Raw genomic sequence first — 24,937 nt, 5'->3', positions numbered from 1 at the left:
TTCACGGCATGTAAAGAAACGTGGCGCAGGCATCTGACCAGGGACGGGCACCTGTGAATGGCCTGCAGGCGCCAATGCCAGGCTGTTGCCTGCTTAGCTCTTGCCAAGCCGTTTGAATCAAAGTTCAGGGGCGATGCGCGGCTCGTGCAGGCGCCCTGCGCACATGAGTCATTTTGTCGCTACTTCGTTCGTTTGGCGTGGTACGCCCTAACTCACCGCTAAGTATTCCCGGATAGCCTGTGGCATGTCTTTCGAACATCGCTCCGACATGTCAAGCAGACTGATGACGCTGATGATGCTGGCCCTCTCAGGTTTGGCTATCCTCCATGCCGTGCAGGGATGGCTTTCAGAGCCAACTGACAATGACGATAGCGACACTGAGCTCGCTGTGTACCTCATCCAGGCCATCCATAGGATCTGAATACACAGGCGGGGCGTCAGGATTGCTCGCTCTGGCTAAGTCTGTCCACCGTGATCCAGCAAGCCATAGCCCATACACCTCCTGCGACCCAGCCACCGACCACGTCGGAAAACCAATGCACGCCAAGGTAAACGCGGCTCAGCCCAACCAGCCCCGCCAGCGTCAAGGCTACAACCAAAACAAACAACTTCATGCGGATATCCCGGCTGGCCTTGGCTATCAAAATGGCCAGCGTGAGATAGATGACAGAGGACATCATGGCGTGTCCGCTTGGGAAACTCATGCCACTGACCTCGATGAGTCTGTATGCGGCATCAGGCCGCCCTCTGGCGATCGCCGTCTTCATCAGCAAGGTGGCACCGAAGCCCGAAACGCTTGATACCAGCACTGCGCCAGCCATGAGGCGCTGTCGCGCCAATCGCAGCCCCACTGTCGTCACGATCACCAGTAATGACAAGACGATCGGGCTGCCTAAGGCTGTGATGTCTCGCGCGACATCGACGAGAGCCGCTGTACCAATGGGTGTGTTGTCCTCGTGCCTCAGCGCTTGCACAATCACTTGATCTACGCGCAGGGCATCTCCTTCAACGACTTCACTGGTGACCTTGACCAGCAACCATGTCAGCGCGCACAAGAGGCTGAAAGCCAGAACGACCTTCCGCTCGAAGAACCGATCAATCGAAGAAGACATGGGCCTAGGTCGATGGGGGGCGACAAGGGAGACGCAACGCCACCGTCAAGCCACGATCATGCTCTGGCTCTGTGCAAGTCAGGATGACTTCGGCTCCGAGGCGAGTAGTGATTTCCTTGACGATGGACAGCCCCAAGCCAGAGCCGCTTTCCTCAGTGCCCAAGATCCGATAAAAGGGCTCGAAAACGCGCTCCCGCTCTGGCGCAGGAATGCCGGAGCCATGGTCGCTGACAGTGATGCTGACATGCTCGTCGATCAGGTGTACGCCAACGTCGACCTGGCTTCCCTGCGGGCTGTAGCGGATGGCGTTGTCCACCAAGTTCTTCACAGCAGTCATGAGCGCCATTTCATCGGCATCGACCTCCGCGTCATCGCTGTTGGTCATCCCCAGATCGATGCCTTTGGCCTCCGCCTGACAGATGAAGTCTTCAATCACTTTGCGTACCAAGCCACCCACAGACACCGATGTTGTCGCCCGTCTCGGCGCGTCCGCCTGAGCTCGAGCGAGCGACAGAAGCTGTTCTAACAGGTGACGCCCTCGCTCAATTCCCTCCCGTACGGTGATCAACCGGTCTCGGGCTGTGATTGACATCTCGGCTTGTGCCAGACGCTCTGTCTGCAAAGACAGGGCTGCCAGCGGCGATCGCAGCTCATGCGCTGCATCAGCCAGGAAGCGCCGTTGCATGTCCATGGATTGCTTCACTCTGGCAAGCAGCCCGTTGACGGCGGCCATGAATGGACGCAATTCGATAGGCACGTTCTCAGCTTGAACTGGATGCAAAGCTTGTTCGGAGCGCGCGTTGACCTCCTGCGAAAGCAGTGTGACCGGGGTCAACAATCGTCTCACCATGAAGGTGACCACCAGGACCAACAGGGGCGCAAGCAGCAGCATGGGCGCAATCGTCCGCAAGGCACTGCCTCTGGCGATTTCATCGCGCATGCCGGCTTCCTGAGCAACGACCACGCGAGAGCCGTCTGTTGTGGACCGAATCACGATGCGATAGTCCTCTCCATCCACGGTCAAGGTGTGAAGACCATCGCGCATGTCCGCGGGGATAGGCAAGTTGGATGCTGAAGCTGGACTCGTCGTGGGCTGGCCTCTGCGGGGCAACCATTGCACTGAAACGAGCGTCTCCTCATCCGCATCGGGCGTCGCCAAATCTGCACTCACGCGACCCTTGTGCTGGTCCGGGGTCATGGCTGCCAAAACGGCGATTTGTTTGAGCATGCTGTCTTGCAACTCATGCGCCTCTGCCAAAGCCGCACTGAATGACACCACGCCGGCAGCCAATGCGGCAATGAGGCTGGTGACGGCCAGGTAGAAAGACAGCCTGAATTGCAGGGAGTGCGTCAGATGTGCCCTCAAGCGGGTTTGGAAACCATCCATCCCACCCCCCTCACATTCTTGATGACGTCAGCACCCAACTTGCGCCGGATGGCGTGAATCAGGTATTCCACAGCATTGCTCTCGACCTCTTCGCCCCAGCCGTAGATGCGGTCTTCCAATTCACCGCGCGACAAGATGGCTCCAGGACGAATCAGAAGCGCCTGCAACAAGGCGAACTCCCGACCGGACAATTGAATGGCTTTGGCATCGCGCACCTGAGCTTGCCTGGTGGCAGGATCGAGCGAAACGATCCCGTTGCCTAATACTGGCGTCGCCTGACCACTTTTGCGCCGCAGGACAGCGCGCATGCGGGCCAGCAACTCGGCCATCTGAAAAGGCTTGAGCACATAGTCATCGGCGCCCCCATCCAAGCCTTGCAGGCGGTCATCCAGGCCGTCTCGGGCCGTGATGACGAGCACAGGTACGGGGTTGTTGGCCGCACGTACGCTGCGCAACACCTCCAAACCATCCTTGCCCGGCAAACCCAAGTCGAGCAACACAAGGTCGTAATGCTGACTCTTCAGCGCCCCCATGGCGGTCAAGCCATTGCGGACCCAGTCCGCAGCATAGGAGGCGTCCTTCAAGGCTGCTTGGATGGCATCACCAATCATGGGATCATCTTCTACAAGCAGGACCCGCATGCGCTCTCCTGTCATTCATTCGACTGGATTCAGAGTGTACTCAGTGCGCTGCCGATGCTGCGCGCTGCCTGAACACCAACATGCAACCAGCCATGAAGCCCAACAAAGCCAAGGACGCGCCATAGCGGCTCAACGCCAGGCCGCCGCTGCTCAGTGGTTTGTCCAGGAAGTCACCGACCACTGCGCCCAGCGGGCGAGTCAAGATGAAAGCGCTCCAAAACAAAGTCGTTCGGGAGATGTTGGTCCAACTATAGGCCGCCGCGATCAGAGTCAGCATGCCACCGAACAGCAGTGCCGCACCTGTGTAGCCCATCCCTGCTGTATCGGCGGTCCAGTCTCCGAGGGCAGTGCCCAGTGTCTGGGAAAACATGATCGTGATCCAGTAGAACGCCTCGGCCTTGGGCGAGTTCACCGCATCAATCGACACAGAACCCATCGTGCGGTACCAGATGAGCAGCGAGGCGAGCAGCAGGCCCATCAGCAGACTGCTGCCGCCGGCGTAGCCAATCCCGAGTGATCGATCGGCGAAATCTGCCAGAGTTGTGCCAACGGTCGTCGTCGCAACGATAGTGGTCCAGTACAGGCCAGGGTGGAATTTTCGGGCCTTGATCTGAGCGATGACGGCGACCAGGAACACCGCAGCAAAGATGCCCGTGCTGAGCAGATAGCCCAGATTCAAGGACATCGATGCTGCATCGCCACCGGTTTCTCCAAGGGTGGTAGCGGCAACCTTGATGAGCCAGAAGCCCAGCGTGACCTCAGGCACTTTGGCCAGCGTTCGTTCGGTGGTGGACGTCATGGTGAGGTTCTTTCGATTCAGCGCTTGCCTGCCAGCGCGGCAAATGTCTGCATCAACTGTGTCATGGCGGTCTTACAAGCAGTCTGATTGGGCGTATCGGCTCGCAGTGCCTCAAGGGCTTGATCGATCGCTTTGTCGAGCTTGTGCCAGTCTTCGGCTGCGCGAGGCTTCAAGCCGGCTTCTGCCGCATCCCACGCGACTTCCAGGTCCTTGATGCGCGCTTTTGCCTGGGATAGATCCCCCTTGTCCACCAACGAAGAAACATCGGTGGCGATGCTTTGGAAAGTGGACAAGTCACCAAGTTTTGACGCGACGCCACTTTGAGGCGCTTGAGCGTTCGTTGTCGCCGTGGGCGTGTCGGTGTGCTTCGTACACCCTGAGGCGAACGTCAGGAGCAAGGTCAAGGATGCAGCGACTGCAGGGCGGAAGCATGTCTTTGGAATCAGCATGTTGGACTCTCGTTGTTTGGCGCGTAAGGAAGGGGCTTAACGCGAAGTGGGTACAAGTTCAGGCGATCTGGTGTGGCGCTGTGCGATGGAAACCAAAATGACAATGACCGATAGGAACAAGGCGCTGGTCCACATCGCACCCAGGCCGAGCCCACCGTATGCCTTGGCCTGGGTCAGCAGGTCACCCAAGGCGGCACCAAATGGACGCGTCAGGATGTAGGCGATCCAGAATGTCAAGACAGCATGGCCACCCATCCGCCAAATAGCAAACGTGAGTCCGATTAACGAGCCGAAGGCCATCACGCCAAGCGTGAACCCAAGTCCAAGGGCTTCCGTGGCCAAGTCACCTGCAGCGGTACCCAATGCAAAGGTGCACAAGATCGTGGCCCAGTAAAACAGCTCCCGACGCCTTGTCACAATGTCATGGATGGACAGTGTGCGTTCCACTCGATACCAGACGTAGAACAGGGCCGCCAACAGGGCGGAAAATGCAGCCGTGCTGAGATAAAGGCTGATGCCCAAACCGTCCGTCAGCAAGTCTGTGATTTGAGTGCCGACCACGCTGATCAGCACGACCGTCAGCCAGTAAATCCACGGGGTGTATCGCCTCGTGCGGACTTGCATGACCAATGCGGCAATCAAAAATGCGCCCATGACTGAACGGGTAGCGCCTTGCCCCCACCCCGCATTGACAGCGAGGAAATCAGCCACGGTTTCGCCAACCGTAGTGGACATGATCTTGATGATCCAGAAGGCCAGCGTGACCTCCGGCACTTTGTTCAGCCAGCTCTTGGTTGGCTGGGCAGGTATGCAGCTCATGAATTTCTCCACAGATAAATTCGCGATGCTTTCAGTCTGATGAAGACGACTTAGCACAGGCATAGGTCGCAGACTTATTCGCGAACCCAACCACGCCGAATCAGCGCTCCGAACAGATACAGGTGGACGCGTTGCGCCAAGCTATAGGCGGCAGGCATGTAAAAGGGTGCCAGGTACCAACTCAGCCAGGCTCCAGCCATCGCGACGACAAACGCCCCGAGCATGTCCAATGGAAAGTGCACCCCCACGTAGATACGTGCCCACGCCATGGCAATCCCTGTGAGGGCCATCACTGAGCCGGTGGTACGCGTACATCGCTGCGTCATGGATCCCAAAGTCACAGCCCACCACAATGTCAGATGGTCACTTGGGAATGAGGCATCCGGTACATGTGCGACGAGCTGATGCCCCAGTCCAATCATGAATGGACGTGGATGAGGCCACCATGACCCAAGTGCTTGCGCGATAGCAAGGCTAATCAGCGCCGCCACGCCTGCAATCAATACGGATTTGCGCAGCTGCCGGCCGCCTAAGAGCCAGCCCGCCCCGAGGTAGATAGGAATCGACCAAATGAGCCACTCCGCCAAGAAGACTGCACCAAATAGAACGGAAGCAGCCGGCTGTGCCGGAGCGTTGAGCCATATGAACAGCACGTGATTGAAGTATTCCATTCGGGGTGCCATAAAGCCAGGAGCTCGATAGCGAGCTCCCGCTTGGTCTAGTCAGTCTTGCTTGTCGTGATCGTCGTCACGATCCACGCGGTCCTCTACTGCAGAGAGGACGCTTGCCTTCTCTGCATCGACCTTGATGTCAAAGACTTTGGATCCTTGGATCACCTCAATGTCGTATACCCAGCCCTGACGAGCCCGCTCGAATTCGGCGCGAACGGCTCGGCCATGTACATGCTGCTCCGCAGCAGCGACAGCCTGCCCAAGCGTTACTGCTGCTTGCGGGATGTGTTTAGCATCGTTGTCGTTACTGGCCTTGGCCGCGAGTGCGGTAACGCCAGTGGCGATGATGACTGTGGCCAACAGGCCCACTCTGGTGTAACGGTACATGGTGTCTCTCCGAAAGAATGCGACATTTGCGTTTCTAAGAGAATATGGAACCATACTTAGCCGTGAATGAGGGTCAGAGGGATGGCAACCATGCAGGCCGCTGTCACCTGTATTGAAGTCATTGCTGCAGCACTGAGCGCTGTTGCTCAATGACCTCAATGGCATCGAGAGCGGTCATGCACGGTCGCCCTATTGAGAGGCAGCAACCGCTGCAGTGCTGGCATTCACCGTACTGACAGGCAGACGTTGACAACGTGACATCACGTCGGAAACTGGTTTCAGCAAACCGCTGGAGCCAACCATGCAACCACTGAAACTCACCCTCAAAGGCTTTCGGGGCATCCGTTATGGCCTGGGGCAAGACGTGTTGACCCTGGACTTCGAGCGCCTGGCCGATGGCGCTGAACTCGTCGCCATTGCAGGGGCCAATGGGCGGGGCAAGACCACGCTGATGGACAACATGCACCCCTATCTGACGATGCCGTCACGGGCGGCCTTGAGCGGCCCCGGCGGCTTTTCCTACTACGACCATGTCTGTCTACCGGAAAACGAAAAGGATCTGACCTGGTCACATGAAGGCAGGTGCTATCGATCCCAAGTGGTGATCCGGCTCAACGGGCGCCGCAAGACCGAGGCCTATTTGCATGCACTCAGTGATGAGGGCCAATGGCGCCCCGTCTGTCTCGACGATGGTCTGGTGTCCGATGGCAAGGTCGAGACCTACAGCCGCTGTGTGGAATCCATTTGTGGCAGCGCTGATACCTTCTTCACCTCCGCGTTCTCAGCGCAGGGCAAGCGCCAACTCAGCACCTACCGCAATGCCGAGATCAAGAGCCTGCTGTCCGACTTGCTCGGCCAGGAAGAAATCCGAGCGTTGGGGCAAAAGGCCAATGACACCGCCAAACTGATCAAGGCCGGGCTGTCGTCCATCAGGCAGGAGTTGGCCGGCCTAGATGCGGAGCATGCTCGCCTGGATGCGGGACTGCATCGCTTGCAAGGTGCATCCGACCGAGTTGCGCAGACCTTGATTGAGCGAGAACAAGCGCAGCAGGCATTGGATGGGCATCGGGTTGGCCATGCCCGCTTGCAGGCACAACGGGATCAGTCACAGAGCACCGAGGCGCGTCGTGCGCAGTTGCTTGAGGAGCGCAAGGCGTTGATCGTTGCCGGCACGCGAGCCATCGAGGGGCTCAAGGCTCAAGAGCAGGATGCCTTGCAAGGCTTGGAGCGCTTGGCGCAACGCATCAACAGTAGGCGCACGCAAGCGCAGTCTCGGCAAAGCGCGCTCATGCAATCACGTCGCCAGTGCCTGAACGTGCTGGAAGAAGCTGACACGGTCCAGCGTGCGGCACATCGCCTGCCTCTGGCTGAACTGGTGCTGAGTGCCAGGCAACAGGAGATCGTTGTGTGCCGACAGCAGGTGCAGGCGATGAGGGATGCACAGGCCACGGAACGACTGCTAGTGCAGAAGCTAGCCAGCATCGAACTGGAGGCAGGCAGGGCGGCTTTGAAGGCCCAGGAGTTGGCGCACCGCTTTGGCCTGGTCGGTGAGGTGCCTTGTGCGGGCACTGATCTGCAAGGGCAATGCAAGCTGCTGGGGGATGCGCATGAAGCCCAGTCTCTGATGCCCAGCGCACAAGGCCAGATCAGTCGCCTGGCGCAGGACAAGTCCCTGGCAGAACAGGAACTCTCCCTGATCCGCCATCGGTACGAAGAGCTGGCCCAGGCGCCGCAAGCGCTGGCCCGGGTCGAACGCTTGGTCGATATGGCTCGAACACGGGTGTCTCGCTTGTCGCTGCTGGCGACCAGGGCAGGCCAGATCAGCCAAGCCCGCACCGCTTTGCAGACCCTTGAGCTTGAACTGTCCTCATTGATGGCAGAGCTTGGCCGGACCCAAGGCAACGAGACGACCGAAGAGCAGGCCGAGCGCCTACAGATCGAGGCAACACGACAGCGGATCGCGCAGGCGCTGGTGCAACAGGCGCAGCATTTTCGGGAGGCGCTCAATCGCCTGGATGCGGTGCTTCAGGGGTTGCCAACGCCCTTTGACCATCAGATGCTGGCCGCTGCCGCCCAGGCTGAGGCCCAAGAGCGCCTGGCCTTGTCCACCGCAGAGCAAGCCCACCTGGCCGCCGAGCGCGATGCCCAGTCCAGGATTGAATTGATGGCTCAGGCGCGGGCCCTGGCTGACCGGCGTGTGCAGGTGCAATCTCGCATGGCCCGAGCGGAGGACAGCTTGGGAAGTTGGAACCTGTTTGCCCGATGCATGAGCAACGATGGCCTGATCGCCCTGGCCATTGACGATGCAGGACCAGCTTTGTCTGGCTTGGCCAATGACTTGCTGCTGGCCTGTTATGGGCCACGCTTTTCCGTGTCCATCCTCACGCTGGTGGAGACAGGCAAGGGCGAGCAACGCGAGGGCTTTGACATCGTCGTGCATGACGGCGAGTCGGGGGACAGCAAGAGCCTGGGCCTGATGAGCGGAGGGGAGCGCGTGTGGGTCAACGAGTGCCTGACGCGGGCGGTGGCGCTGTACCTGGCACAGCATGCCGGTCGGCGCTACGACGCCTTGTTTTCGGACGAAGCCGATGGGGCGCTGGACCCGGAGCGCAAACGCATGTTCATGGCCATGAAGCGCGAGGTGCTGCGCGTGGGCGGCTACCAGCGGGAGTTCTTTGTGTCTCAAACGCCGGAGTTGACCGCCATGGCCGACGCCGTGATCGACCTGGATGCGATGCGCGATCACGGGGTGACCGAGGATGGAGCAAAAAAATGGGCGTCGGCCTGATGGCGCGACGCCCGGTGGGGGATCAAAGGGGATCGGTGTCTTCGAAGATGGGCAGGCCGTCCACGATGGCCGCATCGCTGTCGAACTTGAGCCAGACGATGCCAGCCAACCTGGCCGCTTCGAAGATCATGGCCATGTCGCTCTCTGCGGGGACCGTGTAGGGCGGGGCGCCTACGTAGACGAAGCCGCCATAGTCGTTCGGGTATACATTGACCGACAAATCGTCATTGGCCAGCTTCTGGCGTGTGGTGGCCGTCAGGTGGCTGATCGACAAGGCGGCCAGAGGCTCGACCAGTTCCAACAACCTGGTCACGATGGTCTTATCCAAGGCGTACTCCTTCTTGGCAAGAATTTGGCTGTGCCACGCGAGGCAGGTAGGCTGGCCTCTTCACAGCAAACCCTGTTCCGCAAAAGACAGGACGCGGTCACCTCCCACGATGAAGTGGTCGAGCACGCGCACGTCCACCATCATCAAAGAGGATTTCAGCGTCTGGGTCAAGAGCTCGTCTGCACTGCTTGGCGACAATTGACCGCTCGGGTGGTTATGGGCCAACAAAACGGATGCCGCGTTGTGGGCCAGGGATCTTTTGACAACCTCGCGTGGGTAAACCGAAGTCTGGGTCAGCGTGCCCCGGAACAGCTCTTCGGCCTCTATCAGGACTTGCTGCGCGTCAAGGTAAAGCACCAGGAACACCTCGTGCTCCAACCCGGCGCAGTACATGCTCAGCCAGTCTTTCACAACCTTGGGCGAGGCCATGACTGGGCCGTCCAGCATCTTGGCGCGCATGTCGCGCAGCAGCAGTTCGCGTGCGACGCTGAGTTTGTAGGCCAGCTCTGGGGGAGCGTGCTCAAAGGCCTGGTACGTCGCTGCAGCATCGCAGGCGCATGGCAAAGGGAGTGGGGCTTGGCGAACAGGTGCGGCGAGTAACTCGCTGACCAGTTCGGCACTGGACAAGTGGGTGACATTCACGGATTTCTCCTTCACAAAAAGGAAAAGCGGGAACGTCCTGTCCCGAGGGGATGGATGTTCCCGCTCGGGATGTGCTGACGCGAGGTCAGCACGGTCAATGAGGCAGGTGACGACTGCGACGCCGACTCAAGGTCGGAGCGCATTCCGCGATGGAATGCATGTAGCGGTGGGCAGTGTGTCGTGATGGTCAGAAGCGTTCAAGCCTTGATCGCTGCATGCCATGGACAAGGCCCCATGGAACCGGGTCATTGTTGAGTGCACGCCTGGGTGATAGCTGAATATCACCTGAAGTTCAGTACAGAAATCTTGTTTCAGTGGGTGGCCAAAGCCGTGACACGGGCCTGAAATTTCGCCAAGATGGCGACTCGAATCCATGCAACGAGCACGACCATGATCCGTTTTGGCCCCCACATCCGGCTCACTCGGCGAGAGACTGAGCGCTTCAAGCTGATCACCGATCTGGAGCCAGTCGGCATCCGCACGCTGGCTGACCTGGATGCCTACATCGCGCAATGCAAGGCGCACTACTGGGGCGTCTCCAGGGACACCCAGTTTCTGCATTGGCTGATCGACCGCGAGTACCAGCAATGCCGCTCAGTGGCGTAGCAATGCGCACGCAGCCTGGCGGTTCATCAAGCAAAGACACGTGGCTCGATGGTGGCGCCGCGCATGAAGGCCAGGTAGGAAGCGGCCTTGCCGATGTCCGCGAAACAAGCGATGGCATCGCTGCCTCGCCTCACGGCCCATGGCAGGTTCGGGCTTTCATTGGGCGACAGGCTCAAGTTGGCCTCGCGATAGGCTGGATGCCGATACGGCGTGTTGCCGGTCTGCCAGTCCACCAGGCACAGGATGCAGTCGGTCAAGATGGCGCCGCCACCTGACTGGCCGGGCTCGACCAGCAGGGGGATTTTGAGCATGCCGCCAGATCGGCCAATGCGGCCGACCACGCCATGCTCATCAAGCCACGGTTCACCCGTGGCGAGGTCGCCAAGTATCAGGCGGATCTTCTCGCCAGTTCGGCGATAGGACTCCAGCACCTTGGCCGCTCTAGGATCGGTCCCGGGCGCAAAGTAGGTGCGTTGGCTCTGTGGGGAGCGGCCCCATGCGGCTGTGGCCATCAGGTATTTCTGATAGCCCGCCAGCGTGGCATAGTCGCCTGGCGCAAAGGCCAGGTGGCTTTGGTCGAGTTGCTGTGCGATCTGGTTGGCATGATCGCGAGCATTGTCAAAGCCAAAGCAACTGTGGCCTGATCGCTCCGTGATGACATAGAGCTTTTGCTCCAAGTTGAGTGTGACCGTGGTCATGAGGATTCCTTGTGTGGAAGCCTTGGGGCGCACCGCCGCTCGGGCCGTGGCCCCGCAGGCGTGTTGTGTCGCTATCAGGTCGGGATCAGCCTTGCGCGGCCAACCGGATGGGGGGCTGATCGCAGACGCTGTCCACCACTTGGCTTTGTCGGAGGTGCTCCAGCTTCAGCAGCAGTGCATGGGCATGTGCGCGGTCATCACCTGCCAGGCCAGGCTGAAGGGCCTGCACTTCCTTGATCAGCAAGCGCAGTTCCTGCACGATGGCCCGGTGGGCACGCTTCTCGATGGCGCACAAGGCGTCGGTTGCAGTGGTCATGGGAAATTCCTTCCGTGGGTGTGCCGCACTGCCACTCGGGCAGATTCGGGCGAAATGGGGGAGGACGCGGCATGCACCACCAGCAGGTGGGCAGGCGCGTGGGTCGATCTGGGCAGGGCCAGGGCGCTGGCCCCGGCACGGTCAAGACGCGGTGGTCTTGACGTGCGGGGAATCAGGCTGTTTGAGGCACAGCATTGGGCTTTGACAGCTCGCCCGACGTGGCGGATGGCACGTCCTTGGGCACAGGACCTTGGACCTCAAAAGACGATTGAGCCTGCGCAAACTCCGGCGCTTTCTTCAGGCGCTTGACCTGGGTTGCAGCTGGTTCGTTGGCAGTAGGTGGCAGGCATTCAACGGCGATGTCGCCGCCTTGGCGCAGCACTTGTCGAAGTGCCAAAGCTGGCGCAACAAAAACGCCATGGAACAGCCAACGCACGAACTGACCGATGCGCCTGTTGCGTGCGGCTGTGGCTTTGTGTGTCCGCAAGGATTGCTTGCAGCACAGGTACAGGGCCAGGTGGTTGCGCTTCATCAGCGGATCAGCCTCCAACTGGGCCATGACTTCGGCGGCCATGACGGGGTCCTGACCCACACGGCGGTAAAAGCCCATCCAGGCACGGGACTCTTCAATCTCGACACAGGTGCGTTTGGAGCGAGCGCGAGACGCTTCATGATTCATGGTGTGAACTCCAGAAAGGATGAGGGCACACCTATCCCGGCGGGGAGACGGTGGACTCCCCAAAGGGTTGCGTGGAAGTGCAGCACAGCCGAATGGCTGAGGCACATGAAAGACGGTTCACATCCCATGAAGTCGAGGGCTCCCGATCAATCGGGTTTGACTTCAATGGGATGCGAACGCGGGTGAACACAAGTTGGGCGAGACCGGGGAGGTCTGCGCGTCATTTCGTGTTCGACCCGAACTGCAGGCGAGGTCAATCGCCACGGTGTCAATGTGCTGACGCTGTACCACAGTCAAGTGGTTCAGGCGGCAGCACGGTAAGCCATGACCTGTTCGACCTGTCGCGAGACAGGCGGCGCAGGCTTCAGCAATGCGGGTAGCACTGCAGGACGGATCACAGGCTCGCGGGCAAGCCCGGAGCCACCCAACAGCACGCAAATGGCGCGCGTTTCCCTTGTCGCATGAGGGCATGCGTTCATGACGTTCTCCTTCAGGGTGTGAAGGGGAACGCCTCGTCCCGATGGGGAACATGGTGGTTCCCCAACTTGGGATGCTTCAACCTTGGCGGTTGAAGCGGCTCGGCGGCGGCACGGTGAGGTGCGCCGATGACACGGTGTTCAGCATGAGTGCTGAACGAGGCACAAGGCCATTGACATGGCCAAGCTGAACCGAGGTTCAGCTTCTACAAGGCAGGTCACGACTGCGACGCCAGCATGGCTGGACTTCAGGGAGACCTAAATCTCCATTGAAGGCTGCGTGAACGCGATGTCCACAGGTAGCCGCTGCAGTATGGATTCCCCCTGTATTTTTCTCAATCTATGCAGCCAAGGTGACAGGAAGCGCCATCAACAAGGCTTGGCAAATGGCATCGCTTTGCCGTGGCCGATTGGTGCTCAAGATTGGTATGAGCAAGCAACTGCGACCTAGGTGGATTGATTGAGCATGGGCGACAGTTTTTTGCTGAGGCGCAGCTCAGTCAAAGCGCTTCAAATACCGAGAAAAAACCCAACCTCGAATGACGGATGTGTGGTCAGGGCTGGTCCACGAAACGAGCGTGAAGTCCTTGTTTTTCTGTAGAACATGCACGGCCTGGCCAAAGTGGAGCTGACCTATGACTGGTGATCGGGCCGACGCACTTGAGCGAACCATCAGGGATTGCGTGGCAACGTAGCGGTGGTCGCTCAAGAGCCTCAGGTCTCCCACGGTATCCGACGCAGCTTGCTTGACCGCTTTGTGCGCCTCTTGGCGAGGCTTTTCTTCCAGCAACCTCTTGACGTAGAAGTCGCCGATAGGCGCCAAGAACGCATTGAGCAGCAGAAACACCATGGGAACAACGATGAGCCACAGCACCTTCTGCAGCTTGGGCTCGCTTGTCTGGGCAATGGCTGCCAGGATTTGTTGAAGAGCAGCTTCTGGGGTCGGTTGTTCGGCAGCCTCGTGAGCGATGGTCCGCATTGTCAAGGATGCTTGCGCCTTGAGCTTGGCGTCTAACTCTTGCCAAACGGCGCTGAAATCGGTGCTCTTGAGGCTGGCGTGAAAGCCCGACTTGGCGATGGAATCGATGAGCGCCTTTTCAGTCAGTCTTTGAAACGGCGCTTGATATCCCAGCAGGCTCTTTCGGATGTCTTCGAATGGATCTTGCCAAGCCTTGGCCATGTCCATTGCCGCCTTCAATGCGGTGCCCCTGGACATGTCGTCAACCATGCGCATTAACTCAACTGAAACGCTGCTGGAAGCGGCGTCAACTTGCCGTTGAAGATCGCCAAACAACGCCGCGTTTCCTGTGAAAGGAGCGGCCTTGGCAAGGATGTCCGCGTATTGTTTGCCCAGCATCTGCTGCTGACTCAGTTGCGCTGCGCGGATCGCCGCAGCATGCGCGCTGAGCCCTTCGTGCTGACGCAAGATGCGTTGGAGGTCCGCCGCCGACCCTAGCGCGTCCAGATGCTTGCGCCAGCCCGCAGTGACGTCGGAGGCCTTCATCATGGACTGCACCAAGGTGTCAGGTAATTGGCGTCGCCAATCTATCCCACCAATTTTGCCGATGTCTGCCAAGGTTTTTGATTCGTTCATGGTCACGTATTTTCACCGATGAAACTGCTCGGCGTCCGCACGAGTCAGCGAGTGGCCTCTGTGGTGGGCACTACCCGTAGTGCTTGAGTGCGCGAGAATAACTAGATATAGTGTTTGGCACTCGTTGTGCGCGAGTGCCAGCAAGGGGCAAACCCTGCCCCAAACTTCAACGAATCCACAGACACGCATGGCCAAGGTTTTCTTTTCCTATTCGCATGACGATGAGGCATACCGGGACCAACTGGAGAAGCACCTGGCGTTGCTCCGACATGAGGGGCTGATCGAATCCTGGCATGACCGTCGTATCCTGGCGGGCGCCGACCTCAACCAGGTCATTGACGATCAGTTGAACCAGGCGGATGTGATCTTGCTGCTGGTGAGTGCGAGTTTTTTGTCCTCGCGCTACTGCTATTCCATTGAAATGGCGCGTGCGCTGGAGCGCCAGAGCAGGGGGGAAGCGCAAGTCATTCCGGTGATCGTTCGGCCTTGCGATTGGCAGCAACCGCCCCTCAGTGGCTTGATGGCGGTACCCAAGGATGGCAAGGCCATCACCATGTGGGCCAACCACGACGAGGCTTACACCGACGTGGCGCGCAGTATCCGGGCTGTTGTGACGCAACTGGGCGGGCGTGCTCATGACGCGGGTACCGTCAGCAGGGCTCAGCCGCCTGCAGTGGCCAGCCCTGTTCGAGCAGAACAGGTGTCGCTGCCTCGATCCAGCAACCTGCGCATGCGCAAGGAGTTCACCGAGCGTGACCAGGATGAATTCCTGCATGCCGCATTTGATTACCTGGCGCGTTTTTTTGAAGGATCTCTGGCTGAATTGCAAGCCAGAACGACGGGCGTCGAAGGCGTCTTTCGTCGGATAGACGCCAATGCGTTCAGTGGCGTGATCTACCGTGACGGCAAGAAAGTTAGCCAGTGCGGTATCCGTCTTGGTGCTTTGGGGTTCCGCAGCGGTGGGATCACCTATTCGTCAGATCCTTCTGCACCGGCAGGCAGTTACAACGAGATGGTGTCTGTGGACAAGGACGATCAGGCCATGTACTTCAAACCTTTGGGCATGGCGATGCACAGGGGAAGGGATGACAAGCTTTCTCACGAGGGACTCGCTGAGTTCTTCTGGGAGCTGTTGATCAAGCAATTGCAGTAGGCCAAAGGGAACAATGACATTCGATCTGTTCACCCCGCAAGTGGAAACGGCCCGGCAGCATCAGGTTTTCAGGATGCTGCTGGACGAACAGTACGCGCCTGAGCGTGCCGTGCTCAATGCTTGGGCTAGAGGATTTGAAGACCGCGACGGGAAGTTCGTACAGGAATTTCAGATGACTTTTGAGTCAGGTCTTTGGGAGTTGTATCTCAATGCCGCTTTGAGGGGCTGGGGGCTGTCCCCCGATATGTCCTTTGCCTCTCCCGATTTTGTGGTTGGTGAACCGATGCCGTTGTGCGTCGAGGCGGCCATTGCCGCGCCAGCTAAAGGCGGGAAGGCCCCCATCGGATATTCGATCGCAGACATTCCAGACGATTTCACTGAGTTCAACAGAGAGGCGGCTTTGCGGATTTGTAATAGCTTCAATGCCAAAGTCAGGCGCTATCGCAATTACTACTCGACCTTGCCCCATGTCGCTGACAAGCCTTTTGTCATCGGCATTGGCGCTTTTGATCGCCCGCTTGCGCACTTCGCGGCCAGTCGTCCAATCTTTGCTGCACTCTATGGTCTGTACCACGATGAAAGTGCAACGCCGAGAGGAGCGCGTCGTGTTGTCAGCTACAACGTCAGTTCTGCTGCGAAGTCGGAAACCGTTGACATCCCGCTCGGCTTGTTCTGCGACGACCAATATGCTGAAGTCTCCGCTGTCGTGTACAGCTCCCTGGCTACCTGGGGGAAAGTGCGTGCGTTGGCGGACAACCCGTTGGCAAAGACGGTCTACACCACCTATCACCCCAATGGCGATGACATCAAGCCCAGGATCAAGGCCACGTTGAAGGCTGCTTACGAGGAGCACTTGCTCGACGGCGCCTACGTGCTGCACAACCCATTTGCACGTCGCCCGATTGCCAAGGGCATGCTTTCTCACGCGCGGGTTGCAGAGGTACATGTGGCGACCGACGGCGAGCTGCTCATTGATGCCCCTGAGGACTTTCTGTTGGTGCGCACGCTCATGTCGGTCAGGGAGCGCGCCTGAAGGGCGGTAGGTTCATGCATTTGTCTCGTCTTTCCTGGGCTCAATGGCCTGCTGAGCAACTTTCTTCAATCGCCAACACATGATTGCGTTCGACCCCAACACCTGGCTGATGTACGAAGGCTTGTCCAACCACGGACATGGCGTCTCACCAGCCCCGATGGTTTCTGTTGCCACCTTCGTTCAGGCTGAGGCCGACTGGCGCAAAGTGCCCTGCAGCGGTGCTCTTCGCAGCGCCATGTGCGTCTTCAGGGAAGATTACTTCGACCCTGTCAGTCGCATCAGGCGGGGCCGGTTCTACGAGGTGGCGGGGCGGCAACAGCCTGATCAGTGGTGGGTCCACAAGCACCCGGTCTTGCCCGAGGATGTCGGTCACCAAGCCCATGAAGGGCGATTCACCAAGTCGCTCATTTCGTTCAGCCCAATGGGCAATGTGAGTCAGCGATTGGTGACCACGCCACGCACGCTGGTCGTTCTAGGTGCGGGGGCGGCAGTCACAGTCTGGAACATCGTCTCAGTCGAGCGGTCGGGCAACGACGAGGATGTGGTGACAATGCGTGCCCGCTCGAACCTCGGTTTTCTGCCCGATCTGGTCTTGGATGCCATTCCGTCAGCAGCGAGAGAGCGTGTGAGCGCCGCCGTCATCAAGGTGGTAGACGGCGCGCATCGATCTAGTGGCATCACTGTGGTGGACCTCTGCCGAGATGCGATGGGCGTGATCTTGTCCGCGCACCTTCATCTGGATGCCGGGGAGGATGCGAAGGTCATTGAAAAGGACCTTGGCGCGTTGATTGCGAAGCTGCCACCGGAATCAAAGCTGTTTCGTGCAGCAGCAGATGTCGTCTGCAAGCTCCACCCCAGGGGCAAGTCCAATGAGCAGCAGCGTCTGGGCACCCGCGACGTCACGGACGCCGATGGTGCCTTCGCTATCGAGGCCCTTGGGTTTGTGCTTCGTGATCTGGGTTGGGCGCGTTGAGCCCTTGGCAAGGGTTGCCCCAAAAAGGAGCAGCCCGAGGTTTCTGCTATGGGCAGGCGGACAATTGCCCTCCAATGCGGTAAGTTATCCCCAGTTTCTGTGGATAAATTTGCCCGCCAGGGTGAATGACACCTGTCCTGCACCGTGGGCACAATCAACACCTACGTGTGTGTAGGCGCCGAACATGAGCGGTATTGAAATCTACGTTCGCCATCGATCCGATGGCGCGATGCTCAACTTTCACCTGTCTTCCCGTGATCGCCAGGCGCTGGTCCATGCCCTGACAAAGGGGACCATGGAAGATGCCTCCATCCCCATCCATCTTGAGCTGTCCTTGTTGCCACAGTGGCTGACAGATCCAGAATGCCTGCACGCTCGGATCCCGATCAGCGCCATCAACTTCAGCGTCAGCGATTGACGCGGACTGTGGACAAGGCATATGCATCTGACACCTGAGGAAGAGCGGTACAAGCAAAAGATCAGGACTGAGATCAATGGACTTGTCGGCGCGTATCTGACCCTGACCGAGCCTGATTACAAACGTCTGATGGACAAGGTGGAGGCGGAGACGCTGGCTCAGATCGTCCAGGCGCGTCAGGCAGGACGGTCCCCTTTCCAGATGGAGCAAGACCGGGTCGATGCTGCCAACCGCTTGATCGCGCAGGAACGGGATATCGAGCTCAATGGGTATCACATGAGTGCCCCCGATTTCAACCGCTTTTTGCCAACCCTCAGTGAAGTGAGCTTCATGCCGGATTTGGCAGGTCTTACCTTGGGCTGTATGCCTATTGTGGACGCACTGTTCATGGCGTCATCACCTGACTATCGGGTCGCCAACGAAGGATTGGACGCGCTCATGGGGGTTTGCGACAACTTAGCTGTCGGCGGCTTCGTTCGGGCCCTCAGTCGCAACTATGAGGTGTTGCGGCGATCCAGGATGTTGAAGAACCATGACGTGCATGCCGTCGGCTCACGCCATGCTTGCCCAACGTGTTCAAAGCTGGATGGCAGTTACATGCCCATAGAAGGCATGCTGCACCTCTACGAACTCAACATGGTGCCGTTTCCCCATGAACTGCCGTCGGATGACCAGGCGGCATGGTGCCCGGGACCGACATTGTTGTTTGCTGCGAATGATGTGTTTGGATTGCGCAGCTGACGCAACTGGTGTCAACACGAAAGGTACAACGTGGGAAGAAAGAAAACGCTGACCTGCAGACGATGGGGCTGTGAGGAGGCTCCGTTCCTGGGAGGCTTGTGTGAAGCGCATCATGAGGAGGACCGGCTGAAGCAACTCGCTCGTCGCTCAGCCATTGATGCCCTCAGCACATCGTGCATAGCTGGGAAACTCCCAGAGAAGCCTGGTCTGAAGGACGAGCTGCTCAGGGTGATTCGTTGGTGGGACAAAGCCTGCTTGGCGGTGAATTCCGGGCGCCAAGACAACGTTCTTCTAGACGAAACCCAGTACGCGCCTGAGTGGTGCATCGCCATTGCCGATGCGATCATTCAGGAGGAAATGAATTTTCGCCAAGGGCTGGATGACGATGCGACGGTGTCCTTCCTCAAGAAAGACACATGGACACGCTTTGAACATCTAGAGGCGGGCTTCATGAGCAATGGCGTCAAACGACCGGGGCGTTGATGGGGTTTGTCGGGCAGGCATGTCTTCGGCCAATTGGTCAAAGTGGTTGAGTCCACCCCATTGCGAGGCATCCCCGATCACATACAGGCGATGCTTGGCCCGCGTGATGGCCACGTTCAGCAGGTTGGGCTTGCCCGAGGCCCAGGCACGCGCTCCTGACCCGGCCTGACCAGGGGCCGTGCCCAGCACCAGGAACACGATTTCTGCTTCCTTGCCCTGGAAGGTGTGCACGGTTCCGCATTCGATCTGGCCCAACCCTGCATCCTTGATCCGCTTGATGCAGGCGTTCTTGACCTTGCGAAACGGCGAGATCACGAACACCTTGGCGGCCTTGTCCTTGCCTCCGGCCTTCCTGGCAGGTGTGAACGCCGGTTGCTGTTGAAGTTGGCGCAGGCAGTTCACCAGGACATGGAGTTCGTCTTCGACGACCGGATGGCTGGCGCGGGTGGCGCGAACGTCCAGCCAGGCGCTGTCACCAAGCACGCAGGTGAACTTCGTTTTCTCAGGCTGGCCTTGATCGTCCACACGGCCATGCACCATCTGTTCGGCGTAGGCGATGCGGTTGGCCACGTTGAACATGGGATCGTCGCAGCGACGGTGCGTGCGCAAGGGCATGCCTGTCCAAATGGGCTGAGCCTTCTCCGAATCTACGACGGTGCCCGTGACTTGGGATGCGACCCAGGAGCCATGCCGGGTGACACGGTCGGCCAGGGTCTGAACCGATTCGTCATTGGGTGACCACAAGGGGTCCACGGCGTGGCGGCGGCGGAACTCTTCGACCAGCATCAGGGGCACGGTGAACACGGGTTCGATCTGCAAGGGATCGCCCACGAGCACTGCCCGCTGACTGCGCCAGATGGCACCTGCTGCAGATTGCGGGGTGGCTTGTCCTGCCTCATCGATCAGCAGCCAGCCCAGGCTGTCCTGACCCATGCCAGCGAACAGGCGGTCGAATGAGGCGAGGGTGGTCGAGACCACCGGCACGATGAAGAAGAAGGCGTCCCACAACAGGGGGCGCTGCTCCAAGGACAGCTTGTCTTTCAGCGAACCGGTGAGCATGCCGTTGACGGCGCGCAGGTTGCCGATGAACTTGCCTGCGTTGGCCAGCACTGTCAGTCGGTGCAGCTCCATGGCTTGCAGGAAGATGCGAGCCCGCAGTGCGTCCAGCGCGGGGCTGACCGCCACCGACGCGCGATGGCGCTGATCGGCGGGCAGTTGCCAGAAACTGGCGTTGGGGAAGTGCCGCGCCCCGGCGTCGTGTCCGGCTTTCAGCGCACGTTGGTGGCCTTGCAGTTCGCGCTCGGAACCCTGTAGTGTCAAGACCTGGGTGCGGTGCGCCTCGCGCTGTTGCTCAAGCCGTGCCTCGGCCATGGCGCCATCCTGCGCCAGTTGGGCCAGCGCTTCGGTGGATTGTGCGAAGGCCAGCGTGGGCTCGACCAGCGTGGCGCGCAGCGTCTTCATGCGTTCGGTGTCCTGCCCAAACAAAGCGCACAGCTTGTCCCAAAGCTTGGGCAGGCATTGTGAACGCGCCTGGTCGAGCGTGGCCCGGCGGGAATCGACCAAGGCATGCTGGATGGCCTTGTTGTCCTGAAGCTGTTTGAGGTGGCGGCTGGCTTGGTCGATGGCTTCGGCCAGGGCCTGCACGGCATCACGCTGGGCATTGACCCGCAGTTGGCAGGCATCGATCCGCTGAGCCGCTTTTTCAGCTTGAAGCAAGACGCCACGGCGGGCATCGAAGTCATCCAGCAGCGCCAGGAAGGACTTCTTGGCCGCATGCCATTCGCCCTGATAGCGCGTGTAGTCGTTGCTGGCCGCTTCCAGCAGTTGTTTGATCGACGGTGGCAACGGATCGGCGGGCGCAGGCGTGCTAGCTTGAGCGGCCGCACCTGGGGCATCGTCTACTTGTGCATTGCCGGGCGATGACGTCTCGGTGTTGGGTGCCTGACGCGCTTCGTCCCGAAAAAATCCCCGGGCGAAAGATCGGCGGTTCCCGGCGTTGCCCAATGCGGCAGCCACCAGGCCCCAGCAGTCGATGGGTTGCTTGTCGTCGTCCACCACCTTCTGGGCCGCGAACACCTCTCGGATCACCTCGTCAAAGTAGGTGGCCGAGGCAAAGTCGCTGTGCACCTTCTCGCGTGCAGGCAGCTCTTGCGTGATGTTCTTGACCGCGTTGTTGTTGGTGCTGGTCACAACGATGGACGAGCCGCCCACCACCTTGGCCTTGAGGGGGAAGAAATTCCTGCCCGCCACGCTCACGCTGTCTTCGAACAGCTCGATGGGGCGGCTGAGCGCGGCGATCTTGCGTGCGCGCTCTGTGACCACCTCGGCGATCACGTCGCACAGCAAGGTGGTCTTGCCCGTGCCCGGTGGGCCGTTGATGCCCAGCGTGCCGCCATCGCGTCCCAAGGTGCTGAGCACCTGGGCCACCGCGGCCTGCTGAGCCAGCACCAGCGGGGCCTCTGGTGAGGCTGGCCAACGAGCGCTGGGCAAGCGGGCCACGCTCACCAGTTCACCCATGGCCGCGTGGTCGTTCAGGATGTCGATGCGTTGTTCGGGTGCTATGGGCGCGCCCAGAAAAGTGCTCAGGGCTTTGCCAAAAGGCTTGTTCTTGCCCCCCTGAGTGATCAGGCGGTTGAGGTCATCCAGGTAGAAGGAGTTCAGGTAGTCGATGGCGGCGTTGAGGCTGTCGTCGAGGAAACGGCGCTTGACCCGTGACACCCGAACCACCACACGCCAGTCCAGACCAGCCGCATCGGCCCCTGGGCCCAGCAGCTTGCACACGGCGCGCAACTCTTCGTCCAGATCGCCCCAGGTCAAGGGGTTTGGCGCTGGTGGGGTGTCCGGCTGGCCAGTGGTCGGTGTTTGCTGCGCGTCGGTGGCGACGGGCCGAAGGTGGTGGCGTCGTTGACCGAACTCATCGGTGGCACGTGCCAGTCGGGCGTTGACGTTCTCCAGCGGCTCGGAATGCCACAGCGCATCGACCCCGTGTGCAAAGCTGGCAGGCAGGTAGCTGTCGAGCTTGGGGTGGCCATCTTCGTTGGCGACGAAGGCAGCAAGCCAGCCGTTTCCGGTTGCGCGCTGGCGTTCGCGCTCGCTGAGGTCTTCCTCGGGGAACACCGATTGCAGCATCAACCGGGAGAGGTCCTCCGTGTCGGCCACGCCCACATAGACGACATGGACGTAGCCATGCTCTTGTGTTGGCTGAAAGTGAGGGTGTTGCCAAGGCAGGACATCGCCGCGCCTGAGCGTGACGATCTTGACCTGGTCGCTGCTGTCCTTGGCCGATGGTGCGGTGGGGATGTTGAAGACTTCCAGGTCACGCCAGAAGCGCAGGACAGAAAGCGGAGCGGTAGCCGATGCGTTCAACGAAAGACCTCGTCGGTGAATATCGGCGCGTACTTACAGCGTGTCCTGACCGATCAAGGGTGGGTGATCTGCGCGCGTGGCAACCAGACCGAAACAGTGGAAATGGTACAGCGCTTCAAGGAAGGGTTGCGGCCACAAAGTTCCTTGTGGATCGATGGGTGGAGTGGATTGAGGGCCTGTGGACGGCCATGTCCACGACCTTGATTTCAGAGGGGCGGATGAGATTCTGAATGCATGGACGCGCACAAGGCATGTCCCTCAACCGTGCAGGAGCCCCTCATGAAATTCACCAAGGCAGAGATCGATGCCGTGATCGCGGCATCCCCCCGCACCACAGCCCCCTTGAACAAGCTGGTGCTGTCGGCAGACCATCAGGTGCGCCCAGGCGGCAGCACCAGCAAGATGAGCATCGCCGAGTTGGCCGCGTCCATCCTGGACTGCGGCGTGTTGCAGAACCTGATCGTCATCAAGGGCCCGCGTGGCCTGTTTGAAGTGTGCGCCGGTGGCCGTCGCCTGGAGTCGCTGAACTTGCTGATGAGCAACGGCGATATCCCCGACAACTACCCTGTGCCCATCCTCATCGTGCCTGCTGACAAGGCGCTGATGGCCAGCCTGTCCGAGAACATCTTTCACGTGCCCATGCATGCCGCCGACGAGTACCTTGCTTTCTCTCGCCTGTTGGGCGAGGGCAAGTCCGTCGAGACGGTGGCAGCGGCCTTTGGCGTCACACCCTTGGTGGTCAAGCGCCGCATGAAGCTGGCAAGCGTGTCGCCCAAGCTGATGGACGAGTTCCGGGCGGATGACATCAGCCTGGAATGCCTGATGGTGCTGGCGTCGGTCGATGACCACGAAAAGCAGGAACAGGCCTGGGCTGGCTTGCCCCAATGGAACCGCCGCCCCGACTACTTGCGTCAGTTGCTGACGCAGGGCGACATCGAGTCCGACCGTGACCCGGTGGCGAAGTACGTGACGCTCAAGGCATACGAGAAGGCCGGTGGGGCCACGCGCCGTGACCTGTTCAGCGACGACGACAAGAAGGCTTACTTGCTGGACGCGCCATTGCTGGAACGTCTGGCCATGGAGAAGCTCAACAAGAAGGCCAAGCAGGTGCGTGCCGAGGGCTGGAAGTGGGTGGACGTTCGAGTGCGCTATGACCGTGACGAGTACAACGGCCACGTCGAGTTGCGCAAAGTGCGACGCGAACCCACCGAGCACGAGGCCACTGCGCTGGCGGAACTGGAGGCCGCGATGCAGGCCGTTCAACAGCGTCTGGATGCGCTGGATGACATGGACGACGATGACGCCGATCAGGGTGATGGCGCGGTGTACCAGGAGCTTGAAAGCGAGCAAGCAGCCTTGCAATTGCGGCTCAAGGCCATCGACGATGAACTGAGCGTGTGGCCCGCCGACCTGATGGCGCAGGCCGGGTGCGTGGTCCACGTGGGGCACAACGGCGCGGCCACGGTGAAATGTGGCCTGATCCGCCCGGAGGACCGCAGCGCCATGGCCCATGTCCTGACCCAGGGCACAGGGCAGACAGGCGAGTGCGGTGGGCAAGGTGACATGCTGTCCGGCCCACCGGCCAAGGCTCGACCGGTTCACTCTGACAAGCTGATGCGCCGCCTGACGGCACACCGGGTCGCCGCCGTACAGGCTGAGTTGATTGCCCGCCCGGACGTGGCCTTGGTGGCGCTCACGGCCCAGTTGGCGCAGAAGCTGTTCTTGAGCCGCGACTATCGCTACCACCAGCAGCCACAGGTGCTGGATGTCTCGGTCACGGACAGCCAGTCTGCGCTGCAATCTGCTGCCGATGACATCGAGGCCAGCCCGGCATGGCTGCGCATGGAGGCCGAGCGCAGCGCCTGGGCGCAGAAGCTGCCCCAAGATCTGGATGCCGTGTTCCCGTGGTTGCTGGCGCAAGACCAAGCCACAGTGCTCCAACTGCTGACCGTGGCGGTGGCGTGCTCAGTCACAGGCATTCAGGGCGTGGAGTCACCGACCCAACGCACCGATGTGCTGGCACAGGCCTTGGGCCTGGACATGCGCCGCTGGTGGACCGCCAACGGCCCTTCCTACCTGAACCATGTGTCCAAGAGCCGCGTGGTGGACGTGGTCACAGAGGCGGTGGACATCAACGCGGCAGCGCCGCTGGCAGGTATGAAGAAGGATGCCGCCGTGGTGGCCGCCGAGTTGGCCTTGGTTGGGTCGGGTTGGTTGCCGTCATGCCTGAGGGGGCAAGCTGCCTCGGTTGCGGCGACAGGCGAAGTCGAGACGGCCAGCCTGGACGATTCCCATTCTGAGGTCGATGAACTCGCGGAGTCAGCGGCCTGAGGCTCACAGAGCTTTTCCCACCAACCCGGCGCAGACAAGGGCTCTGC

The 24,937-nt window shown here is 60.0% G+C and carries 24 protein-coding genes; 9 read left to right on the top strand and 15 right to left on the bottom strand.

Going from position 1 to position 24,937, the window contains the following annotated elements; genetic code table 11:
- Positions 1 to 437: 437 nt before the first annotated feature.
- From HY019_RS15555 to HY019_RS15520, 8 genes are all read right to left on the bottom strand, one after another.
- Complete coding sequence (locus HY019_RS15555; RefSeq protein WP_290693890.1) at positions 438 to 1,112, bottom strand: phosphatase PAP2 family protein; 675 nt, start codon at positions 1,110 to 1,112, stop codon at positions 438 to 440.
- 4 nt (positions 1,113 to 1,116) lie between these two features.
- Positions 1,117 to 2,499 carry an ATP-binding protein gene (locus tag HY019_RS15550; protein WP_290693887.1) on the bottom strand — a complete coding sequence of 461 codons (1,383 nt, stop codon included), beginning with the start codon at positions 2,497 to 2,499 and terminating at the stop codon, positions 1,117 to 1,119.
- Positions 2,475 to 3,140 carry a response regulator transcription factor gene (locus tag HY019_RS15545; RefSeq protein WP_290693884.1) on the bottom strand — a complete coding sequence of 222 codons (666 nt, stop codon included), beginning with the start codon at positions 3,138 to 3,140 and terminating at the stop codon, positions 2,475 to 2,477. Before HY019_RS15545 ends, HY019_RS15550 begins: the two co-directional genes overlap by 25 nt.
- Before the next feature lie 40 nt (positions 3,141 to 3,180).
- Complete coding sequence (locus tag HY019_RS15540) at positions 3,181 to 3,939, bottom strand: hypothetical protein (RefSeq protein WP_290693882.1); 759 nt, start codon at positions 3,937 to 3,939, stop codon at positions 3,181 to 3,183.
- 17 nt (positions 3,940 to 3,956) lie between these two features.
- A complete protein-coding gene (locus HY019_RS15535) occupies positions 3,957 to 4,388 on the bottom strand; it encodes a hypothetical protein (protein WP_290693880.1) in 432 nt (143 codons plus the stop codon).
- A gap of 36 nt (positions 4,389 to 4,424) precedes the next feature.
- Positions 4,425 to 5,207: a hypothetical protein gene (locus HY019_RS15530; protein WP_290693877.1), complete on the bottom strand. Its 783-nt coding sequence runs from the start codon at positions 5,205 to 5,207 to the stop codon at positions 4,425 to 4,427.
- Between the two features lie 74 nt (positions 5,208 to 5,281).
- On the bottom strand, positions 5,282 to 5,878 hold the full coding sequence (locus HY019_RS15525) for an undecaprenyl-diphosphatase (RefSeq protein WP_290693874.1): 597 nt from the start codon (positions 5,876 to 5,878) through the stop codon (positions 5,282 to 5,284).
- Between the two features lie 51 nt (positions 5,879 to 5,929).
- Positions 5,930 to 6,265, bottom strand: coding sequence for a PepSY domain-containing protein (locus tag HY019_RS15520; protein ID WP_290693871.1), 336 nt, complete (start codon positions 6,263 to 6,265; stop codon positions 5,930 to 5,932).
- Between the two features lie 301 nt (positions 6,266 to 6,566).
- Here HY019_RS15520 and HY019_RS15515 point away from each other — a divergent pair, with 301 nt between their 5' ends.
- Entirely contained in the window at positions 6,567 to 9,053 is a 2,487-nt protein-coding gene (locus tag HY019_RS15515; RefSeq protein ID WP_290693867.1) for an AAA family ATPase, read from the top strand.
- A 22-nt stretch (positions 9,054 to 9,075) separates the two neighbouring features.
- Here HY019_RS15515 and HY019_RS15510 read toward each other — a convergent pair whose 3' ends face one another.
- The gene (locus tag HY019_RS15510) at positions 9,076 to 9,381 is read right to left on the bottom strand and encodes a hypothetical protein (protein ID WP_290693864.1); all 306 of its coding nucleotides are present in this window, start codon (positions 9,379 to 9,381) and stop codon (positions 9,076 to 9,078) included.
- Positions 9,382 to 9,441: 60 nt separating this feature from the next.
- On the bottom strand, positions 9,442 to 10,008 hold the full coding sequence (radC, locus tag HY019_RS15505) for a DNA repair protein RadC (protein ID WP_290693857.1): 567 nt from the start codon (positions 10,006 to 10,008) through the stop codon (positions 9,442 to 9,444).
- Between the two features lie 405 nt (positions 10,009 to 10,413).
- Here radC and HY019_RS15500 point away from each other — a divergent pair, with 405 nt between their 5' ends.
- Complete coding sequence (locus HY019_RS15500; protein ID WP_109038292.1) at positions 10,414 to 10,629, top strand: hypothetical protein; 216 nt, start codon at positions 10,414 to 10,416, stop codon at positions 10,627 to 10,629.
- Between the two features lie 26 nt (positions 10,630 to 10,655).
- On the opposite strand, the gene HY019_RS15495 is transcribed toward HY019_RS15500, so the two are convergent.
- From HY019_RS15495 to HY019_RS15480, 4 genes are all read right to left on the bottom strand, one after another.
- Entirely contained in the window at positions 10,656 to 11,327 is a 672-nt protein-coding gene (locus HY019_RS15495) for a hypothetical protein (protein ID WP_109036492.1), read from the bottom strand.
- Positions 11,328 to 11,412: 85 nt separating this feature from the next.
- Complete coding sequence (locus tag HY019_RS15490) at positions 11,413 to 11,643, bottom strand: hypothetical protein (RefSeq protein WP_109036493.1); 231 nt, start codon at positions 11,641 to 11,643, stop codon at positions 11,413 to 11,415.
- Between the two features lie 172 nt (positions 11,644 to 11,815).
- Entirely contained in the window at positions 11,816 to 12,322 is a 507-nt protein-coding gene (locus tag HY019_RS15485; RefSeq protein ID WP_109036494.1) for a hypothetical protein, read from the bottom strand.
- A gap of 972 nt (positions 12,323 to 13,294) precedes the next feature.
- Positions 13,295 to 14,392: an SH3 domain-containing protein gene (locus HY019_RS15480; RefSeq protein WP_290693843.1), complete on the bottom strand. Its 1,098-nt coding sequence runs from the start codon at positions 14,390 to 14,392 to the stop codon at positions 13,295 to 13,297.
- Between the two features lie 187 nt (positions 14,393 to 14,579).
- Here HY019_RS15480 and HY019_RS15475 point away from each other — a divergent pair, with 187 nt between their 5' ends.
- The 6 genes from HY019_RS15475 to HY019_RS15450 all read left to right on the top strand — a co-directional run bounded on the left by HY019_RS15475 (position 14,580) and on the right by HY019_RS15450 (position 19,193).
- A complete protein-coding gene (locus HY019_RS15475) occupies positions 14,580 to 15,545 on the top strand; it encodes a toll/interleukin-1 receptor domain-containing protein (RefSeq protein WP_109036497.1) in 966 nt (321 codons plus the stop codon).
- 13 nt (positions 15,546 to 15,558) lie between these two features.
- Positions 15,559 to 16,578: a glycosaminoglycan attachment site gene (locus tag HY019_RS15470; protein ID WP_109036498.1), complete on the top strand. Its 1,020-nt coding sequence runs from the start codon at positions 15,559 to 15,561 to the stop codon at positions 16,576 to 16,578.
- Between the two features lie 79 nt (positions 16,579 to 16,657).
- Positions 16,658 to 17,551 carry a hypothetical protein gene (locus tag HY019_RS15465; RefSeq protein ID WP_109036499.1) on the top strand — a complete coding sequence of 298 codons (894 nt, stop codon included), beginning with the start codon at positions 16,658 to 16,660 and terminating at the stop codon, positions 17,549 to 17,551.
- A gap of 184 nt (positions 17,552 to 17,735) precedes the next feature.
- Positions 17,736 to 17,969 (top strand): hypothetical protein, encoded by a 234-nt coding sequence (locus tag HY019_RS15460; RefSeq protein ID WP_159098916.1) that lies wholly within the window; start codon positions 17,736 to 17,738, stop codon positions 17,967 to 17,969.
- 21 nt (positions 17,970 to 17,990) lie between these two features.
- Entirely contained in the window at positions 17,991 to 18,710 is a 720-nt protein-coding gene (locus tag HY019_RS15455; protein ID WP_109036501.1) for a hypothetical protein, read from the top strand.
- Positions 18,711 to 18,740: 30 nt separating this feature from the next.
- Positions 18,741 to 19,193: a hypothetical protein gene (locus tag HY019_RS15450; RefSeq protein ID WP_159098917.1), complete on the top strand. Its 453-nt coding sequence runs from the start codon at positions 18,741 to 18,743 to the stop codon at positions 19,191 to 19,193.
- Here HY019_RS15450 and HY019_RS15445 read toward each other — a convergent pair.
- Positions 19,146 to 22,559, bottom strand: a complete 3,414-nt coding sequence (locus HY019_RS15445; protein WP_288486486.1) for an AAA domain-containing protein — start codon at positions 22,557 to 22,559, stop codon at positions 19,146 to 19,148. The genes HY019_RS15450 and HY019_RS15445 overlap by 48 nt on opposite strands.
- Positions 22,560 to 22,838: 279 nt before the next feature.
- On the opposite strand from HY019_RS15445, the gene HY019_RS15440 reads away from it, so the two are divergent.
- The gene (locus HY019_RS15440) at positions 22,839 to 24,890 is read left to right on the top strand and encodes a ParB/Srx family N-terminal domain-containing protein (RefSeq protein WP_290693825.1); all 2,052 of its coding nucleotides are present in this window, start codon (positions 22,839 to 22,841) and stop codon (positions 24,888 to 24,890) included.
- The last annotated feature ends 47 nt before the right edge of the window (positions 24,891 to 24,937 follow it).

This window comes from Aquabacterium sp. (assembly GCF_016195855.1).
Taxonomy (GTDB): Bacteria; Pseudomonadota; Gammaproteobacteria; order Burkholderiales; family Burkholderiaceae_C; genus Aquabacterium.
The sequence above is the reverse complement of the archived record's forward strand: the minus strand, read 5'-3'. Positions and strand labels throughout refer to the sequence as shown.

What these genes read in the sequence shown, in the direction of transcription:
- HY019_RS15555 (WP_290693890.1), bottom strand. Translation starts at nt 1,112, where the DNA reads ATGTCTTCTTCGATTGATCGGTTCTTCGAGCGGAAGGTCGTTCTGGCT.
- HY019_RS15550 (WP_290693887.1), bottom strand. Translation starts at nt 2,499, where the DNA reads ATGGATGGTTTCCAAACCCGCTTGAGGGCACATCTGACGCACTCCCTG.
- HY019_RS15545 (WP_290693884.1), bottom strand. Translation starts at nt 3,140, where the DNA reads ATGCGGGTCCTGCTTGTAGAAGATGATCCCATGATTGGTGATGCCATC.
- HY019_RS15540 (WP_290693882.1), bottom strand. Translation starts at nt 3,939, where the DNA reads ATGACGTCCACCACCGAACGAACGCTGGCCAAAGTGCCTGAGGTCACG.
- HY019_RS15535 (WP_290693880.1), bottom strand. Translation starts at nt 4,388, where the DNA reads ATGCTGATTCCAAAGACATGCTTCCGCCCTGCAGTCGCTGCATCCTTG.
- HY019_RS15530 (WP_290693877.1), bottom strand. Translation starts at nt 5,207, where the DNA reads ATGAGCTGCATACCTGCCCAGCCAACCAAGAGCTGGCTGAACAAAGTG.
- HY019_RS15525 (WP_290693874.1), bottom strand. Translation starts at nt 5,878, where the DNA reads ATGGAATACTTCAATCACGTGCTGTTCATATGGCTCAACGCTCCGGCA.
- HY019_RS15520 (WP_290693871.1), bottom strand. Translation starts at nt 6,265, where the DNA reads ATGTACCGTTACACCAGAGTGGGCCTGTTGGCCACAGTCATCATCGCC.
- HY019_RS15515 (WP_290693867.1), top strand. Translation starts at nt 6,567, where the DNA reads ATGCAACCACTGAAACTCACCCTCAAAGGCTTTCGGGGCATCCGTTAT.
- HY019_RS15500 (WP_109038292.1), top strand. Translation starts at nt 10,414, where the DNA reads ATGATCCGTTTTGGCCCCCACATCCGGCTCACTCGGCGAGAGACTGAG.
- HY019_RS15495 (WP_109036492.1), bottom strand. Translation starts at nt 11,327, where the DNA reads ATGACCACGGTCACACTCAACTTGGAGCAAAAGCTCTATGTCATCACG.
- HY019_RS15490 (WP_109036493.1), bottom strand. Translation starts at nt 11,643, where the DNA reads ATGACCACTGCAACCGACGCCTTGTGCGCCATCGAGAAGCGTGCCCAC.
- HY019_RS15485 (WP_109036494.1), bottom strand. Translation starts at nt 12,322, where the DNA reads ATGAATCATGAAGCGTCTCGCGCTCGCTCCAAACGCACCTGTGTCGAG.
- HY019_RS15480 (WP_290693843.1), bottom strand. Translation starts at nt 14,392, where the DNA reads ATGAACGAATCAAAAACCTTGGCAGACATCGGCAAAATTGGTGGGATA.
- HY019_RS15475 (WP_109036497.1), top strand. Translation starts at nt 14,580, where the DNA reads ATGGCCAAGGTTTTCTTTTCCTATTCGCATGACGATGAGGCATACCGG.
- HY019_RS15470 (WP_109036498.1), top strand. Translation starts at nt 15,559, where the DNA reads ATGACATTCGATCTGTTCACCCCGCAAGTGGAAACGGCCCGGCAGCAT.
- HY019_RS15465 (WP_109036499.1), top strand. Translation starts at nt 16,658, where the DNA reads ATGATTGCGTTCGACCCCAACACCTGGCTGATGTACGAAGGCTTGTCC.
- HY019_RS15460 (WP_159098916.1), top strand. Translation starts at nt 17,736, where the DNA reads ATGAGCGGTATTGAAATCTACGTTCGCCATCGATCCGATGGCGCGATG.
- HY019_RS15455 (WP_109036501.1), top strand. Translation starts at nt 17,991, where the DNA reads ATGCATCTGACACCTGAGGAAGAGCGGTACAAGCAAAAGATCAGGACT.
- HY019_RS15440 (WP_290693825.1), top strand. Translation starts at nt 22,839, where the DNA reads ATGAAATTCACCAAGGCAGAGATCGATGCCGTGATCGCGGCATCCCCC.